General features: G+C 38.4%; 13 protein-coding genes. 10 read left to right on the top strand and 3 right to left on the bottom strand.

The window, feature by feature from the left end; genetic code table 11:
- Window positions 1–144: 144 nt before the first annotated feature.
- The gene (trpB, locus tag ACYQ03_RS14730) at window positions 145–1320 is read right to left on the bottom strand and encodes a tryptophan synthase subunit beta (RefSeq protein WP_459910679.1); all 1176 of its coding nucleotides are present in this window, start codon (window positions 1318–1320) and stop codon (window positions 145–147) included.
- Window positions 1321–1503: 183 nt separating this feature from the next.
- Here trpB and ACYQ03_RS14725 point away from each other — a divergent pair, with 183 nt between their 5' ends.
- The 3 genes from ACYQ03_RS14725 (at window position 1504) to glgP (ending at window position 5493) form a co-directional block, all read left to right on the top strand.
- The gene (locus tag ACYQ03_RS14725; RefSeq protein ID WP_459910678.1) at window positions 1504–2460 is read left to right on the top strand and encodes a PLP-dependent cysteine synthase family protein; all 957 of its coding nucleotides are present in this window, start codon (window positions 1504–1506) and stop codon (window positions 2458–2460) included.
- A 138-nt stretch (window positions 2461–2598) separates the two neighbouring features.
- The gene (locus ACYQ03_RS14720) at window positions 2599–2835 is read left to right on the top strand and encodes a SelT/SelW/SelH family (seleno)protein (protein ID WP_459910677.1); all 237 of its coding nucleotides are present in this window, start codon (window positions 2599–2601) and stop codon (window positions 2833–2835) included.
- Between the two features lie 108 nt (window positions 2836–2943).
- Entirely contained in the window at window positions 2944–5493 is a 2550-nt protein-coding gene (gene glgP, locus ACYQ03_RS14715; RefSeq protein ID WP_459910676.1) for an alpha-glucan family phosphorylase, read from the top strand.
- A 90-nt stretch (window positions 5494–5583) separates the two neighbouring features.
- On the opposite strand, the gene ACYQ03_RS14710 is transcribed toward glgP, so the two are convergent.
- Window positions 5584–6930: a nicotinate phosphoribosyltransferase gene (locus tag ACYQ03_RS14710; RefSeq protein WP_459910675.1), complete on the bottom strand. Its 1347-nt coding sequence runs from the start codon at window positions 6928–6930 to the stop codon at window positions 5584–5586.
- 107 nt (window positions 6931–7037) lie between these two features.
- Window positions 7038–7469: a universal stress protein gene (locus ACYQ03_RS14705; RefSeq protein ID WP_459910674.1), complete on the bottom strand. Its 432-nt coding sequence runs from the start codon at window positions 7467–7469 to the stop codon at window positions 7038–7040.
- A 264-nt stretch (window positions 7470–7733) separates the two neighbouring features.
- On the opposite strand from ACYQ03_RS14705, the gene ACYQ03_RS14700 reads away from it, so the two are divergent.
- From ACYQ03_RS14700 to ACYQ03_RS14670, 7 genes are all read left to right on the top strand, one after another.
- Window positions 7734–8417 carry a helix-turn-helix transcriptional regulator gene (locus ACYQ03_RS14700; RefSeq protein ID WP_459910673.1) on the top strand — a complete coding sequence of 228 codons (684 nt, stop codon included), beginning with the start codon at window positions 7734–7736 and terminating at the stop codon, window positions 8415–8417.
- Window positions 8418–8582: 165 nt separating this feature from the next.
- Complete coding sequence (locus tag ACYQ03_RS14695; protein ID WP_459910672.1) at window positions 8583–9026, top strand: YaiI/YqxD family protein; 444 nt, start codon at window positions 8583–8585, stop codon at window positions 9024–9026.
- A gap of 234 nt (window positions 9027–9260) precedes the next feature.
- The gene (locus ACYQ03_RS14690) at window positions 9261–10640 is read left to right on the top strand and encodes an FAD-binding oxidoreductase (RefSeq protein WP_459910671.1); all 1380 of its coding nucleotides are present in this window, start codon (window positions 9261–9263) and stop codon (window positions 10638–10640) included.
- A 13-nt stretch (window positions 10641–10653) separates the two neighbouring features.
- Window positions 10654–11925 (top strand): (Fe-S)-binding protein, encoded by a 1272-nt coding sequence (locus tag ACYQ03_RS14685; RefSeq protein ID WP_459910670.1) that lies wholly within the window; start codon window positions 10654–10656, stop codon window positions 11923–11925.
- 444 nt (window positions 11926–12369) lie between these two features.
- A complete protein-coding gene (locus ACYQ03_RS14680) occupies window positions 12370–13776 on the top strand; it encodes a sensor domain-containing diguanylate cyclase (protein ID WP_459910669.1) in 1407 nt (468 codons plus the stop codon).
- A 57-nt stretch (window positions 13777–13833) separates the two neighbouring features.
- Window positions 13834–14889 carry an HD-GYP domain-containing protein gene (locus ACYQ03_RS14675; protein WP_459910668.1) on the top strand — a complete coding sequence of 352 codons (1056 nt, stop codon included), beginning with the start codon at window positions 13834–13836 and terminating at the stop codon, window positions 14887–14889.
- Between the two features lie 405 nt (window positions 14890–15294).
- Window positions 15295–16731, top strand: a complete 1437-nt coding sequence (locus ACYQ03_RS14670; protein WP_459910667.1) for an amino acid permease — start codon at window positions 15295–15297, stop codon at window positions 16729–16731.
- Window positions 16732–16965 lie beyond the last annotated feature (234 nt).

Here is a 16965-nt window from a genome sequence, read left to right as displayed (position 1 = left end):
TTACATGGTTTTAAAGGGGGTTTTTAGCCCCTTGCCTACCGACTATGGTATAGTGTTTATTCAATTGTTAGTGACGCCTTCAGTGTTGAAGAAAAAGTTGAATAAAAAAACTTGGCTTAGGCCAAGTTTTTTTAATGAGTTATTTTACTTTAACATATGAAATACTTGCTCTACATCCTTATCCCCACGACCGGAGATGTTTACGATAATAATTTGGTTAGGTGTAAGGGTAGGGGCAATTTTAATAGCATGGGCTACAGCATGAGCACTTTCCAGGGCTGGAATAATACCTTCAGTTTTGGATAATACCTGAAAAGCATCTAACGCCTCGTTGTCATTAATGGCCACATATTTAGCTCTACCAGTAGCTTTCAAATTACTGTGTTCCGGGCCTACACCGGGGTAATCTAAACCAGCAGAGATAGAATGTGTCATTAAGGGTTCCCCATTTTCATCCTGCATAACGTAGCATTTAAAACCATGTATTATTCCCGGTTTACCTGCACATAATGGTGCGGCGTGTTGGCCTGTTGCTAAACCTTTACCGCCTGGCTCTACACCAATAATATTAACTTCTTTATCTTCCACAAAGGGATAAAATAAGCCTATGGCATTGCTACCACCGCCTACGCAAGCCATTATATAGTCTGGTAAACGCCCTTCGATTTTTCTAATTTGGTCTTTGGCTTCAATACCAATTATCGACTGAAAGTATCTAACAATCAGTGGATAAGGATGTGGGCCTACGGCAGAGCCTAACATATAATAGGTATTATCACAATTTTCTACCAAGTCTTGTAGAGCTACATCAACGGCGTCTTTAAGGGTTTTTGTGCCAGTGGTAACAGAAACTACCTTAGCACCAAGGAGTTCCATACGAAAAACATTAAGGGCTTGGCGTTTAGTATCTTCTTCACCCATATATACTGTGCATTCCATATTAAACATGGCGCAGGCCGTAGCTGTGGCTACGCCGTGCTGGCCGGCACCAGTTTCGGCAATGACTCTTTTAACACCCATTCTTTTAGCCAATAAGACTTGACCAAGTACATTGTTTATTTTGTGGGATCCGGTATGATTAAGGTCTTCCCTTTTTAAATAAATCTTGGCTCCGCCTAATTTCTTTGTTAACCTTTCAGCAAAATACAGAGGGTTAGGTCGTCCTACATATTGCTGATTGTAGTAATTAAGCTCAGAAATAAAATCAGGATCATCCTTATAGCGAATAAAAGCCGCCTCTAGATCATCCAATACTCTATTAAGTGAATCAGGGACAAAGGCTCCCCCAAATTCACCATAAAAACCTGTTAAATTACTCATCTCTTCTCCTCCTCATATTTAAAACTAAGCTCAGCTAATCTTATAAACTGAATCTATATTAACATGTATATGATTTCTATACAACCATTATTAGCTAATTAGAACATTTTTAATGTTTGATTGGTATTATTGCACTTTGAAATATCAGGTAATATAATACAATAAAAAACGGAGGGTATTATTTTGTCCGCAAAAACTTGTCCATCTGTTTTAGAAGCCATTGGTGATACACCATTAATAGAACTAGCCCGGCTTGGAGTTGATTTACCAGGAAAACTATACGCTAAAGCAGAGTTTATGAATCCCACCGGAAGTATGAAAGACAGGGTAGCCCTAAAAATGATTGAAGATGCTGAGAGAGAAGGTAAACTTCAACCTGGTAGCATTGTCGTTGAAGAAACCAGTGGTAATACTGGAATTGGCTTGGCTATGGTCTGTGCTATCAAAGGATATAAATTTATCGCGGTTATGTCAGAGGGAAATAGCCCTGAGAGAAGGCAGATATTGCAAGCTATGGGAGCTAAGGTTGAATTGGTACCGCAAGTACCTGGTGGTAAACCAGGTAAGGTAACCGGTGAGGATTTGGCTCTGGTGGAGAAAAGAGCAGAAGAATTAACGACAGAACTTAAGGCTTTTTGGGTTAATCAGTTTCACAATCCTAGCAACTGCAAGGCCCACTACGAAACAACTGCCCAAGAAATTTGGCAGCAGATGGATGGGAAAATTGATTATTTTTTAGATGTGGTAGGCACTTCTGGTACCTTTACAGGAATTGCCAGTGCACTTAAAGATAAGGATCCTAAAATTCAATGTTGGGCTGTGGAGCCTGCCACTGCACCGGTGCTGGCAGGAAAGCCCATAACTAGTCCGCAGCATGTGCTTCAAGGTTCTAGCTATGCTAAAGTTCCGGATCTCTGGGATCCAAAAATTTGTGACGGGTATATTACAGTAACAGATGGAGAGGCTATACGTGCAGCAAGGCGTCTTGCCACTGAAGAAGGTTTGTTCTGTGGCTTCACAGCGGGGGGCAATGTTGCAGCGGCCTTACGTATGGCAGGTTGGTGTGATCCCGGTGTAAGAATTGTGACCATTCTTTGTGACAGTGGCATGAAATACCTTAGTACGGATTTGTATAAATAAATAGCCATCAGCCTTCAGCTTAAGGATGACATTTATAGTAATACAAAGGACCCCTAAGTTAAGTCCTGCATAAAAACTGAAGGTTGATGGCTAATTCTACGTTATAATATTGTAAAAATATATTTTAGGGGGATTGTCATGGAACAAATCAAATTATCCATTGAGTACTGTACTTCTTGAGGTTATTTACCAAAGGCAGCCGGTCTGGCTGAAATACTATTACGCATGTATAAAAATAAGATATCTTCCTTTGAGTTAATACCTTCCAGTGGAGGTGTATTTGAAGTCAGATTGAATGGGGAACTAATTTTCTCAAAAAAGACCGAAGGGAGATTTCCAGAAAAAATCGAAATCACTTCAAAGTTAGGGATATAATTCTCGGCAGATATGTCGGGAATTTTTTTTGTTAGATAGGAAAATATAAACTTAGTCATGTCTATTTACAAGTTTAAATAATAGTTGCTTAGGCTTAGGGGGGAGAATATGTATTTTTTTCGCACAATAACAGTCAACCCGACAATTCCTGCTCGAATTGAAAGGTTAAAAGAGTTATCCTATAATTTATGGTTTAGCTGGAACGCTGAAGTAATGGAACTTTTCAGGAAGATTGATGAAGAAAAATGGCAAGCCTTAAACCATAATCCAGTAAAGTTCTTGTTGGAAGTTAAACAGGAAAATTTACTCAGGGTAGCAGAAGACCCTAATTACCTTACTTTATATGATAAAGTAATGGCAGACTTTGATAGTTATATGAAGGGTGATTCTTGGTACAAGGAGAAATTTCCTGATTTTATGGATCGGACTGTAGCATATTTTTCCGCCGAATTCGGTCTTCATGAGTCTTTACCAATCTATTCTGGTGGCCTTGGGGTCCTAGCGGGAGATCATTGTAAAGCTGCCAGCGATATAGGATTGCCTCTGGTTGGAGTAGGACTTTTGTACAAACAAGGATATTTTACACAAAAAATAAATCGGGAAGGATGGCAAGAAGCTCACTATCCCTATCAAAATTACAACCAGATGCCGGTCAAACCCGCCTTAGATCAAGAGGGAAGAGAAATTATTATTCCAGTTCAACTACCAGAAAGAGTTGTCCACCTTAAAATTTGGCAAATTCAGGTGGGTCGTATTAATATTTACCTAATGGATGCTGATATTACCCTAAACAATAATGATGACCGTCAGTTAACAGCACAGCTCTATGGTGGTGATAAGGATACACGGATATCACAGGAAATGCTGCTAGGAATTGGTGGGGTAAAGGCACTAAGGCAGCTTGGTATCAGTCCAGCAGCCTGGCATATCAATGAGGGACATGCGGCTTTCTTATGTATAGAAAGATTACGTGAATTGGTGGAAGGTGGCGTACCACTTGCTACAGCAAAGGAGGTTGTTAGGGCAAGCACGCTCTTCACCACGCACACACCAGTGCCCGCAGGCCATGATGTCTTTGATTCTGATAAGGTAAACCACTATCTAAGTCAATACTACGGACTTTTAGGTGTTGATCGGAACAGTTTTATATCTTTAGGTTGGGATGCTAAACGCAATAATTTTAATATGACGATATTAGCTATGAATTTTGCGTCGTACTGCAATGGTGTTAGTATGTTGCATGGTGATGTCACAAGAAAAATGTTTCATTATCATTACGATAACATACCTGAAGAAGAAGTACCAATCTATTCAGTAACGAACGGTATTCATACACTAACGTGGCTTTCAGATGATTTAAGGGATTTATTCAGTGCTTACCTTGAACCAACCTGGGATAACAACATTTGTGACCAGAATTTATGGCAAGCCATCGATAAAATACCGGATCAACAGCTTTGGGATTTGCATAGAGATTTAAAAAAGAAGGCCATTCAGTTTATGCGAGAAACACTCAAAAACCAAAAGTATCGCAATCAGGAAGCTGCTGAGAGCATTGATGAAGTGGAGGAGTATTTAAATCCTGAGGCCTTTACCATTGGTTTTGCCAGACGTTTTGCTACCTATAAAAGGGCAACTCTATTATTTAGAGACCCGGAAAAGCTTTCTAAGTTATTAAGTGATCCGGAAAGACCAGTACAAATTATTTTTGCTGGAAAAGCACATCCAGCTGACCGACCGGGTCAAGAACTAATTAAAGAAATTTATGAAATGTCACAGCAATACCCATTCAAGGGCAAAATTGTATTTGTAGAAAATTATGATATGAATGTGGCGAGGCACATGGTTCAAGGCGTGGATATGTGGTTAAATACACCTCGTTGGCCTATGGAAGCCAGTGGTACAAGCGGCATGAAAGCAGCAGTAAACGGTGTTATCAACTGTAGTGTTTTAGACGGCTGGTGGCCAGAAGCATATAACGAACAGAATGGATATGCTATTGGTAAACAAACAGGTTACCGTACTGAAGAAGAACAGGATAGCGATGATGCTTATCATTTGTATTCATTACTAGAGAATCAAATTATCCCGACATATTATAATCACAAAGATGGTTGCCCTCTAGGTTGGATTAAAATAATGAAAAATTGTATCAAGACTATAGCACCAAAGTTTAGTACTGAAAGAATGGTTAAAGAATATACCGAACGTTTTTATAGTCAAGCTATTCTTAGGGAGGAAAAGTTTTCTAACAACAATTATCAAGCAGCTTTCGAAATTCAAAATTTTAAGCGTTTCATAAAAGAAAATTGGCATCATGTAGCAGTAAAATCTGTTAAAACTGAAGGTGTTTCTGAAGGACATCTGAAAGTTGGTGATGAGCTTAATTTAACAGTTGATATTTACTTGGGACCAATAAAACCAGAGGATGTGGTGGTGGAAATTGTCCATGGCTGTGAGAGTGGCCGTTCTTTGATAAATATAAAAACAACTCCTCTTCAGGTTCAAACTAAAGGAACAGAAGGGATTTACCATTATGAGGGTAGATTTAATCTAGAACAAGGAAGTTATGGATTTTCTGTAAGAATAAGACCGCATCACTCTCTTTTTGCTACGAATTTTGAACTTCCCTTAGCCAGCTGGGCAAAGAATTTTTAAATAACCAAAGCAAAGCCCGCCATTGGATATGGCGGGCTTTGCTTCAGCCCTAGCCAGGAGCTAAGGACTAAGGGTAAAACTGTTTTTATATTATCTGATTACCTCCAAATTGGGATTGCCGCAGCTTTTTCTTCCAATCTTGGCCATGGGGTACCAATGACCACCTATGGAAATCCGAACTATGTCAGCCGTAAAATCATTGCTCGTGCCGTGGTAACTACAATTTTCTAGCAGAGAGGAACCAACACCATAGATGTCCACGGGAACCTGGAGTTTCTCAAACTTTTTGATTTTCTCTACATTAAAACCGCCAGTAACGACTATTTTAACATCCTTACACCATTGTATAGCAAGTTTTCTAGCTTTATCCGGAATGTTCCAGTGGAAGTAAGCATTATTGATAGCCTTACGCATGTTCCATACCAGTCTGGGGTTAACACCAAGGTCAAGGTTTTCATCCCCTAGGGGTTCAACGGAGACATCTCTCATGCTACTCGATGTATCCGTTCTTACAGCGAAAAGTTTATATTTTCTGGCTTCATCAAGGTTCCCCGCTGAGTAATGTTCCCAGTATTTTTCAAACATCTTTTCCATAGTTTTCAAGGTGTCACTAACACAGTTATTGTGAAAATCAACCAAAGCTATTCTTGGGACTTCAACGGGAATAATTCTAGAAAACTGGATCATTGTTTCAGCTGTGTCGCCTAAAAAACAAGCGATGGATGAGTGGGCAATGGTTCCGCCTCCTTTGCCACCCCACCAATCCCCTTGATCATCCGTTGAAACAAAGGTAGAAGAATTTTTATTATGTTTGTGATTGTAGGCTTGTACAGCTAGGGAATAGGCATAACCGTGTAAAGCCTGGAGTTTATAGTGGGCAAACCTAGCAGGGAAAAACAAAACGTCTTTACCTTTGGTAGCTTCCAGCACATTGTAAACATTCGTTGCCACCCTTGAGGCTTCCGTTAGGGCACCTAAAATAGGAGTTTCTAATTTAGCAATATCTCGGTAACGTCCTCTTACCTTTATTACAGGTTGTACATTTTGTGGATCACCGTCATAGAAGGCAAAGGTACCGTCTTGGACCGCTTCAACTTCTAATTGATCGTAAGTATTTATAAACTGATTGTTTTCATTAAAGTAGCCTGTACACTCTTCAAGAATGGCCAATGATTCGTCAACACCGGCTATAAGACTAAAGGGTTTTCTACGGGTGAAAAATTGCATTTCTACCACTAAGTCTCCGGTTTGAACTAACTGTTCGTTAATTTCTTTAATATCACTGATCCCTTTAAAGGTATAATTTTCTCGAGATAAAACCTCGAGTATTTTAAAGATATTTATAAAATAAGCATCTGAATACCAACCCAATCGCATTCTATCTACGTCGATGGCAAATAATTTTTTGTCCAATCTTTTATTGTTAAATAAGGTCATTATGAATTCACCTAGCCTGTTATATTTTTAATTTTATTTTAACACATATAGTTAAGAAAATTTAAAATATAGCAATATATTTTATGTTCATCGGAATAACTCTCTATTTACTTTACTAAAGTAACAGGACAATGAGATAAGTGCAGAATCTTATGACTAACACTACCTAAAACAATACCTTGTAAATCATTCAGACCCCTGGAACCTAATACAATATGGTTAAAATTATTTAGTTTGGCAAATTCCGTAATCATAACAGCTGGGTCTCCGTTAACCAACTGTTTTTTTACCTGAAAGCCTATTTTATTAAATTCTGCTACCTGTTCATTGAGAATTTGCCACCCACGATCAATGGACTCTTTTTCTATTATGGAAATGTCCGTTGAATTATTGGAAAACCTGTTAACTTCTTTTCTTATATTTATGGCATGAATAACTGTGATATCCAAGTTGTTTCTTAATTGAGTAAGGTTAGCCAAGTACTCTGCTGCTCGTTTGGCATTATCCGATCCATCAACTGCTAATAAATATTTATTCATAAAGCTCCTCCTATCAGTAAGTTATAGTAGTTTAGTCTTCTATAATACTATTTTATTTTAACTAATATTTATCTGATGTGATATCTATCACCGGTAGCATAAGGAAAAAATGGGGAATGGAAAAAGAAATATGTGAAAAAATTCTTAAGTTTATATCATAAAAAGAAGGTAAGGCAGGAATGGTGTCGAATCTTTATTTTCAAATAGATAATCCTTTCTGGAAAAAACGAGGTTATACAAGCCTAATTCCAAGTGGAGGTAATTATGATGAGCGAGGAAGGTAAAGATATTCACCCTAACCTGCAAGTATTAATTCCAGTTGCTCGAGGACTGGCAAAGATGCTGGGGAAATACTGTGAAGTTGCAGTACATAACCTTTGTTCTTCACCAGAAACCTCTTTGATTTTTTTAGCTGGCAACATTACCAAACGACCGCTCGGCGCACCTATAACAAATATTGTATTAGAAAGTATTCGTAAACATGGTGACTATTGTCCAGATATTATAGGATATAAAAACGTTACAAAGGATGGGCGGACATTAAAATCATCGACTATATTTGTTAGAAATGCCGATGGTAAAATTATAGGTTGTCTATGTATTAATTATGATATTACAGAATTAATTACCTGTAATAATCATATTGAAGAATTTATATCTATAGGTGACAAACAAAACTTAAACGATAGAAGCACTGAACTTTTTGCCTCTGATATAACAGAAGTTCTTAGTGGGATGATTGATCTAGTCATTAATAATCTTAATATTCCTGTAGTTATGATGCAAAAAGAAAATAAAATGCAGGTTGTTCGTGAATTAGATTTAAAAGGTGCATTTATGATTAAAGGATCAGTTGATAAAGTGGCTGCAGTACTTGGTGTATCACGCTATACAATATATAACTATCTTGAAGAAGATCGTGCCAACAGAAGCAACAACGTTATCTAATCAGGGCCTACGGGGTCCTGTTTTTATTTCTAATTGTACATTTTATCAAATAATGCTTTTAAACGAAAGGTTTTCATCAATGGTTTGTGCCTGATGGGCATTGGGGTTAATATAAATAACAGTGAGGTTTGATTTGCATAAATATTATACGAGGAGTACTAATATATGAAGGTAATCATCGATGCTGATGCTTGTCCAAAGGAAGTATTGTCCATTGCCCGAAGGGTTTGTTTAGACTATAATTTAGAATTGTGGACAGTTGCTAACTTTAACCACAATATAAAATCAGAACATCATATAACCGTAGGCAACTCATCTCAGGAAGCGGATATTCAAATTATTAACACTACAAAATCTGGTGATATAGTGGTAACACAAGACTGGGGATTAGCTGCCATGGTCCTTGGAAAGGAAGCTGGTGCCATATCTCCAACTGGAAGAGTATTTCGAGCCGAATCTATTGATTTTTTATTGGAAGAGCGAGAAATAAAGGCCAGATATCGCCGAGGGGGAGGACGCACCAAAGGTCCTCAAAAAAGAACCCATTTGGATGACTTACAGTTTCAAAGGGAGTTTGTCAGACTAATTGAAGAGTTTAGGGGAAAATAAAAAATTTTCTCATAAAGAAGGAAATATGTTGGATTTTGTCGAAATAATTTGGCATATTGGAGAATTCGTTTTTTTGTGTATTCTGAGTGGTCAGACCAACCTACCATCAAATAAACAAATGGTCTGCTAAGTCGACTGGTCATCCCATGCCCCATCTTTCTCTACCTTAAAGTTAAGCCAAGCTGAAGGCTAAAAGGATGACGGCTAACAATTGACATACGGAGGCGATAATGAATGTCTAAGGCAGAAGCAATTGAAGCATTAGTTAAGGCACTGGGTAAAGAAAATGTAACAACTGAACACGAAGAACTAGTATGTTATTCCTTTGATGCTACCGCAGATATGCCAAGCCAAATGCCTGATGTAGTAGTTACACCCACCAGTACCAAGGATGTAGTGGAGATTTTAAAGATTGCCAGCCAGTATAAGATGCCTGTCTACCCCAGGGGTTCCGGAACTAACCTGTGCGGCGATACCATACCTCTTAGGGGTGGTATTATTTTAAGAATGCAGAAGATGAATAAAATTATTGAGGTTGATGCAGACAATTTAGTTGCAGTGGTACAACCAGGCGTTGTTATAAATGAACTAAATATTGCCGTAGCTCCCTTTGGTTTAATCTACCCTCCGGATCCCGGTACCGTAGCCACCGCAACCATGGGGGGTAGTGTTTCTGAGTGCTCCGGTGGTTTAAGGGGTTTAAAGTATGGAGTGACCAAAAACTATGTCATGGGACTGGAAGTTGTTATGATTGATGGAACTGTTGCTAAATTTGGTGGCAAAACCGTTAAGAATGTAACTGCCTATGACATGGTGAAATTGTTTACCGGTGCTGAAGGCACTTTGGGTGTGATTACAGAAATTACTGTAAAATTAATTCCTGCACCGGAAACAAAGAAATCTATGTTAGCACATTTTGAAAAATTAGAGGATGCTGGTAATACTGTAACAGAAATTGTACGTAGTAAGGTAATTCCTGCTACCATGGAAATCATGGACCAGGTAACCATTCGTACTGTGGAGAATTTTGCTAAGGTGGGTTTGCCTACGGATTGTGAAGCTCTGCTATTGATAGAAGTTGATGGTATTCCTGAGGTAGTTGAGCGTGAAGCCGCAACCGTTGTTAATGTGGTAAAGAAAAACAAAGGTAAAATTAAAGTAGCCAAAGATGATAAGGAACGTGATAACCTGTGGGCTGCTCGCCGTGCAGCATTACCTGCTCTGGCACAGATGAAACCCACCACAGTTTTGGAAGATGCTACTGTGCCCCGAAGTAAATTGACCGAGATGCTGGTGGCCTTGCAAAAAATTGCTAAAAAATACAACTTGCATATTGGCACCTTTGGTCATGCTGGGGATGGAAATTTGCATCCTACTATCCTAACTGATGAGCGTGATACAGAGGAAATGAAGAGAGTTCATCAGGCCGTTGATGAAATATTTAAGGTTGCCTTAGAACTGGGAGGGACCATCAGTGGTGAGCATGGCATTGGCATGGCCAAAGCCAAATACCTGCCCATGGAATTTGGTGAACAGGGTGTAGAGATCATGCGTAAGGTTAAAGGGGCACTGGATCCTGAGAATTTACTGAACCCAGGAAAAATGATGGGCTAAGGGAGGGCAGTTAATGGCTATCTATGATAATATCAAGGAAATTGAAGAAGAGATTATCAAATGTATGAAATGCGGCAACTGCCAGGCTGTGTGTCCTGTATATAAAGAAATTCTTTCAGAATCAGGAGTTGCCAGAGGTAAAATTCAATTAGCGGCAAAAATTTTAAAGGGGCAGGCAAGATTTAGTCATGAACTTTATAAAAAGTTTGATCTGTGTTTACAATGTCAAGCATGTTCTGCCAACTGTCCCTGCGGTGTCAAGGCCCATAAAATTATTATGGCTGCTAGGGCCGAATTGGCTAGGCAGAATGTTATGCCCTTTGCTAAAAAGGCCGCATTTAGTGTAATTAAAAAACCTGCCTTATTTGATTTTGGTCTTCGTTTGGGTAGTACCATCCAGGGCCTGGCCTTTCGAAAAAATGCTACTGGGATGAGTCCAAGGTTTCCTATTGGTTTAGAAATGCGTCGAGTTATTCCTTCTTTAGCTAGTCGGCCCCTGCGTTCGGAACTGCCAGAAGAAAATAAAGCACCGAACTCCCAGAGGAAGGTTGCATTCTTTACAGGTTGTGTAACCAACTATATATATACTAACGTTGGTAAAGCCGTGGTAGATGTATTAAATCGTAATGGTGTTGATGTTATTATCCCCAAGGAGCAGCATTGTTGTGGAGCACCAGCTGCCATTAATGGTGATATTGAAACAGGTAAAGCCATGGCTAAATCCCATGTTGATCTTTTTAGCAAATTGGATGTGGAAGCCATTATAACCGTCTGCGGCACCTGCGGTGGTACTTTTGAGCAAAAGTACGTTGAAATGTTGGCAGACGACCCTGTCTATGCAACAAAGGCAAAGGCAGTTGCTGTAAAAATACGAGATATTTCTGAGTATCTAGTTGATGAATTAAAAATTGATTTCAGTAAGTTAGGTAAGGTGGATATGACCTTCACTTATCATGAGCCCTGTCACATCGGTCGGGGTATGGGTCTAACACGTCAACCCCTAGAAATGCTAACCAAGATTCCTGGCATTACCTATAAAGCCATGCGAGAGCCTAATCGTTGTTGTGGTGGAGCGGGTTCATTTAGTTTAACTAATTATCCTGTATCTTTTCAAATTCTTAAAAAGAAATTAGCTGACATTAAGGGTACTGCTAGCTCAGTTGTGGTTACAGGTTGTGGCTCCTGTCGTATGCAAATAGAGGACGGCCTGATCCAGGAAAAAATGCCTCATAATGTGATGCATGTCATTGAAGTGTTACAAAGGGCTTATCAAAACGGGAAATAAGTACTTTGTATATGTGATATAAAACATTGACAAAATTTAAATTGAAATTGACAGTGCACGTAGGTTTCATAATTGTAGATCTTATGGTTTAAAATAAATGACATAAAGTAGCTTTGGCTTGATATATGACAAATTATTATTTTTATATCAAGCCAAAGCGTTGTAAATTATGCATTTAACCATTTAACAATGATGACAAATAATTAATATCCTTACTAACAAAGCCCATCTGTTGATGGGCTTTTTGTTTTGCAATTAATATTTATTTGTATTAAGTATGTTATATATATATTAAAATTATATGATATAAGAAATATTTAGGTTAAAATATTATAAACTGTTGACCAAATTATTTGCCTTTGCTAGCCTCCAAAGTATAAAGCTTCTGAACATATAAACCTACATAAAGGACATGGTAAATTTTCACTAAATGAGGTGATGGACGTGGAATTTATCCCCAATGTCAGGAAGAATACCTTTCTTATAATTACTACTCTAATCATGGGATTACTATTGTTATTTGTGATCCAAGCTGCAACCAATTACTTTATTCAAAGGGATGTATTGGAAAGAATTGAAGAACGTCGTCAAAAAATTAACGAAATTAACGAGGCAGTTAAACTTTCAGAGCAAATATTTAAAGATGGGCAGGCTTCTCATAAATCAATTAATGAACTTGAACAAATTGTTAAGCAACTATTACCCATAATGCATACTTCAGAGGGGAAAAGATTAGTACAAAATTTGCAATTAACCATTGAGAGTATAGAAAAAGGTGGGGAACCAGCAAAATTAGTCTTAGCCTGCAAGAAACTAAGTGCTTTTCAACAAACTCGTTTAGGTGATGACTTGCTTATTCTACAAAATGAGATTATTAGCCGGGGAGTTAATAACCTTATAAGTTCCATAATTATTACTGTTATACTGGGTATTGCCATGTCCTGGGGTTTACACAGGTTAGCTAGGGAATATTTACTGACAAAGGTAATACTGCAAGGCACCACTAATGGGATTATTGTTGGGAGCCATAAAGGACGGGTTTCCATACTAAATGATAGTTTTTGTAGGCTACTGGGGGGCTGTAAGAGTAAGGATATGGTTGGTGTACCTTTGGCTGAAGTAGGTGAACCTGGTAGGTTGTTGGCCATGGCCATTGAAGAAAATAATTTTAAACAGGGGCAAGAAGTATGTTTCCTCGATGCCAATAACAACCAAATTTGTATACTAATTGATACGATTCCTTGGCAGGATGAGCATGGAAAAATCCTTGGTGGAATGGCCATTATTCGAGATTATACCAAACAATGGATGGAAAAGCTAAGAGCCAACACAGAAAATGAAGAACTGCGGCAAAAAGCAGAAAGGGACTCAATGACTGGCCTTTACAATTATAGAGCCTTTATAGGTCATATGCAGCACTTGGTGATGCAAAATGATCAACGGCGTTTTTCATTATTAATGATCGATTTAGATAATTTTAAGGTCTACAATGATACTTTAGGTCATTTGGCAGGGGATCGTTTGTTGAGTGAGTTAGCTAACATTATGACTGAAACTGTTAGAGATGACGATATGGTAGCTAGATACGGCGGAGACGAGTTCGTCATCGTGCTTCTGGGGGCCAATCTAAATAGGGCCATTGACGTGGGTGAAAGGCTCAGGCTTAATATAGCTAATCATCCTTTTCCCAATCAAGAATGCTTACCTGGAGGAAGAGTAACTGTATCAATAGGTGTTTCTGTGTACCCAGAAAATAGCTTAAATGTTGAAGGGTTAATCTGGTGTGCCGATTCAGCACTATATCAGGCCAAAAGATCATCTCGTAACAGGTTGGAGTACTACCAACAGTGAGGTGCAGATAAGAAAATTGCCAGAGATATATTTAGTTAATGTTTGGTGGTGTATATTATGAAATTGCCTGTCCGTTACCTGCTACCCGGGATGGTGCTTGTCAGTCCTATTTTCAGCAATAATAAACAACTACTCCTAGGTAGGGGAACAATATTAACTACTAAACTTATTTCATCCCTGAAAAAGTATGGTATTATCGTTGCTGATGTTAATATTTTGGGTAAGGAATTTGCCCAACAAAAGAATGAAATTGACTATGGTGTAAGCCTAAATGCTGTAAATATAGTGGAAGAACTGGTGAAAGGTGGTGGGTCAGTCGATTATAAGAGTATCCTGTGCACCGTGGATTCGATAATTGAGGAAATACTTGAGGGAAAAGCAATTATTGGAAATTTAACTAACCTATGTTCAGTTGATATGTATACCTTTGCCCATTGTGTAGACGTTTGTATTCTTGCCATAGCAGCCGGTGCTCTGCTTAATTATGATAGAAAAAAGCTTTTAATCCTTGGTATAGGAAGCCTGCTACATGACATTGGTAAAATCAAGGTACCCCAAAGTATATTAAATAAACCGGATAAACTGACACCCGAAGAATTTGAAGAGATGAAAAGGCATTCATGTTACGGTTATAAGATGGCTAAAGGAATATATGATATTACTGCCCTAAGCAAAGAAATTATCCTTAACCACCATGAAAAATATGACGGATCCGGTTACCCCCATGGCCTTAAGGGTGAAAGAATATCAGATATGGCTGCCATATGTTCGGTGGCAGATGTTTACAATGCCATAACAACAGACCGTATTTATAGAAAAGCACTGCCGCCCCACGAAGCCTATGAGATGATTATGGCTGCGGGAGACCTTATGTTTAAAAATGATATAGCCATGGCCTTTCTCAAGCTTATCAAACCCTACCCGGTGGGATCTGCAGTAACCTTAAGCAATGGATATAAAGGGATTATCATTGATTTAAAAGAGGAATTAATCTTTAGACCTGTTATCAAGATTATCGAAACAGAAGAAATTATTGATTTAAAAAATCATCATAACTTAGTTATTACAGGCCTACTTAACCACGAGGAGGTACAGAAACTGGCCTTACAATAGTAGGTACGGTTTTAAGAAATGGGGAGTCAAATAAGGCAAGCCCGTTTGGGCTTGCTTTTTATCTTTATCTTGTCATTTAAGTATAGCGTAAATAGACTTGTACTATATGAAACATCAAAGGCTTAAAAAGGAAGAAAAACCAAAAAGCCAGCAAAACAAAGGAATTTCAAGCAATCCAGCATATATATTTTATTTTTATAAAAAATGAAAAGTATATTGACTTATAAGCTAAAAAATCTTAAAATTTTATCGTTCTGCGTATATTTTACACAATTTCAGTTGCAAACGACACGAAAGGTAAAAGGGCAGAAGTCCCGTCCTACGATGGGAATAAATTCGGGGGTGTTATAACGAAACACATTTGCCTGATATAGCTGTCAGGTACGGAAGGAGAAATGAGAAGTAATGGAAAAAGAGGAATTAAAACCTGGAGGGGTGACCAAAGAAGATGGGTTGCAAAGGGGTCTTAAATCTAGACACCTGCAATTAATTGCTTTGGGGGGCATTATTGGCAGCGGCTATTTTCTTGGTACTGGTTACGTAATTGATTCGGCTGGTCCGGCAGCTTTTCTTGCCTATTTACTTGGTGGACTTATTGTCCTCTGTGTTATGCTCTGCATGGGAGAGTTAGCAGTAGCGATACCCATTTCCGGTTCATTTGTAACCTATGCTAACGATTTTATTTCACCGTCATGGGCCTGTGGAGTAGGGTGGTCCTACTGGCTGACTTGGGTATTTTATGTACCGGCAGAAATGATAGCAGCGGGAATTATTATGAATAACTTTTTCCCGGGTATTGACACAATTTATTGGGCCATTGCTTTTGGTCTTATTATAACTTATATTAATTTATCTTACGTGGGTTCCTTTGGTGAAATGGAATTTTGGTTGGCAATTATAAAAATTATTGCCATTATAATGTTTATCGTAATGGCAGTGTTGATCTTCTTTGGAGTAATTGGTGGAGAAGGCATTAAAGGCACCCGCATTCTACTAGGTGATGGTGGTTTTACTCCCAAGGGGTCCTGGGCTATCCTTTTGACTATGGTCATTATTTTAGTTAATTTCCAGGGATCAGAAATTATTGGTCTGGCCGCCGGAGAAAGCAAAGAACCGGAAAAGACAATACCTGTTGCTATTAAAAGTGTTACATGGCGGATCATAGCACTTTATATAGTGCCCTTGTTCTTACTGGTAAGTATCTTTCCTTGGCAAGAGGCTGGTCTGCAGGAAAGTGTATTTGCTGCAGCTCTTAATTCCTACGGTTTTCAATGGGCTGGTGGACTATTCTCCTTTGTAGTACTGACAGCAGCCATATCCTGTTCTAACTCTGGCCTTTATGGCTGTACCAGAGCTCTATACGCACTGGCTAGGGAGGGCATGGCACCGGAATTTTTGGGGAGAGTAAATAAAAATGGTGTACCTCAGAATGCAACATTGCTCTCCATTGCTGGATGCTGGATTTGTGTTTTAGCTTATACCTTTGATACTAGTGAGATTGTATTCACCTACTTGTTAGCTTTATCTGGTTTTGCTGGGGCCATTGCTTGGATTTCTATATGCTGGTCTCAGCTAAATTTCCGTCGTAAGTTGGAAAGGGAGGGGTTTGATATTAGTACTCTAAAATACCGTACACCTTTATTCCCTTATCTAACTCATTTTGCCATCTGGGTTCAGGTGGCCTGTCTAGGAATTATTGCTTTTAACGAGGACCTTAGAGTATCTTTGTATATCGGTATACCATTATTATTACTACCGATTGTTTGGTATAAAATATGGGGTCATAAGATAAAACCTGGTGAAATATCCAGAGCTAAGTTTGAAGATGTCTTTGTAAAATAATTAAATGAGAAGCAGCTGCGTTAATTAGCAGCTGCTTTTTCTAATTTATTGTAGGTATAGGTGATCTTTTATTACATAATATGTTATTCTACTGTTATTTTAAGTATAGGGTAAATATCTTCATTATATACATTGTGCTTTAGGTACTTATTAAAATATATAGTATAAATGTAGTTGTTTAATAAATAAAAAAATATTACTATAAGTAGCGTAACAGATGTCAGAGCCTAATCT

The organism is Desulfotomaculum defluvii (assembly GCF_054657375.1).
This window is presented reverse-complemented; position numbering and strand designations above follow the sequence as displayed.

Coding starts and splice junctions, on each gene's coding strand:
- trpB (WP_459910679.1), bottom strand. CDS start 1,320: ATGAGTAATTTAACAGGTTTTTATGGTGAATTTGGGGGAGCCTTTGTC.
- glgP (WP_459910676.1), top strand. CDS start 2,944: ATGTATTTTTTTCGCACAATAACAGTCAACCCGACAATTCCTGCTCGA.
- ACYQ03_RS14710 (WP_459910675.1), bottom strand. CDS start 6,930: ATGACCTTATTTAACAATAAAAGATTGGACAAAAAATTATTTGCCATC.
- ACYQ03_RS14705 (WP_459910674.1), bottom strand. CDS start 7,469: ATGAATAAATATTTATTAGCAGTTGATGGATCGGATAATGCCAAACGA.
- ACYQ03_RS14700 (WP_459910673.1), top strand. CDS start 7,734: ATGATGAGCGAGGAAGGTAAAGATATTCACCCTAACCTGCAAGTATTA.
- ACYQ03_RS14695 (WP_459910672.1), top strand. CDS start 8,583: ATGAAGGTAATCATCGATGCTGATGCTTGTCCAAAGGAAGTATTGTCC.
- ACYQ03_RS14690 (WP_459910671.1), top strand. CDS start 9,261: ATGTCTAAGGCAGAAGCAATTGAAGCATTAGTTAAGGCACTGGGTAAA.
- ACYQ03_RS14685 (WP_459910670.1), top strand. CDS start 10,654: ATGGCTATCTATGATAATATCAAGGAAATTGAAGAAGAGATTATCAAA.
- ACYQ03_RS14675 (WP_459910668.1), top strand. CDS start 13,834: ATGAAATTGCCTGTCCGTTACCTGCTACCCGGGATGGTGCTTGTCAGT.
- ACYQ03_RS14670 (WP_459910667.1), top strand. CDS start 15,295: ATGGAAAAAGAGGAATTAAAACCTGGAGGGGTGACCAAAGAAGATGGG.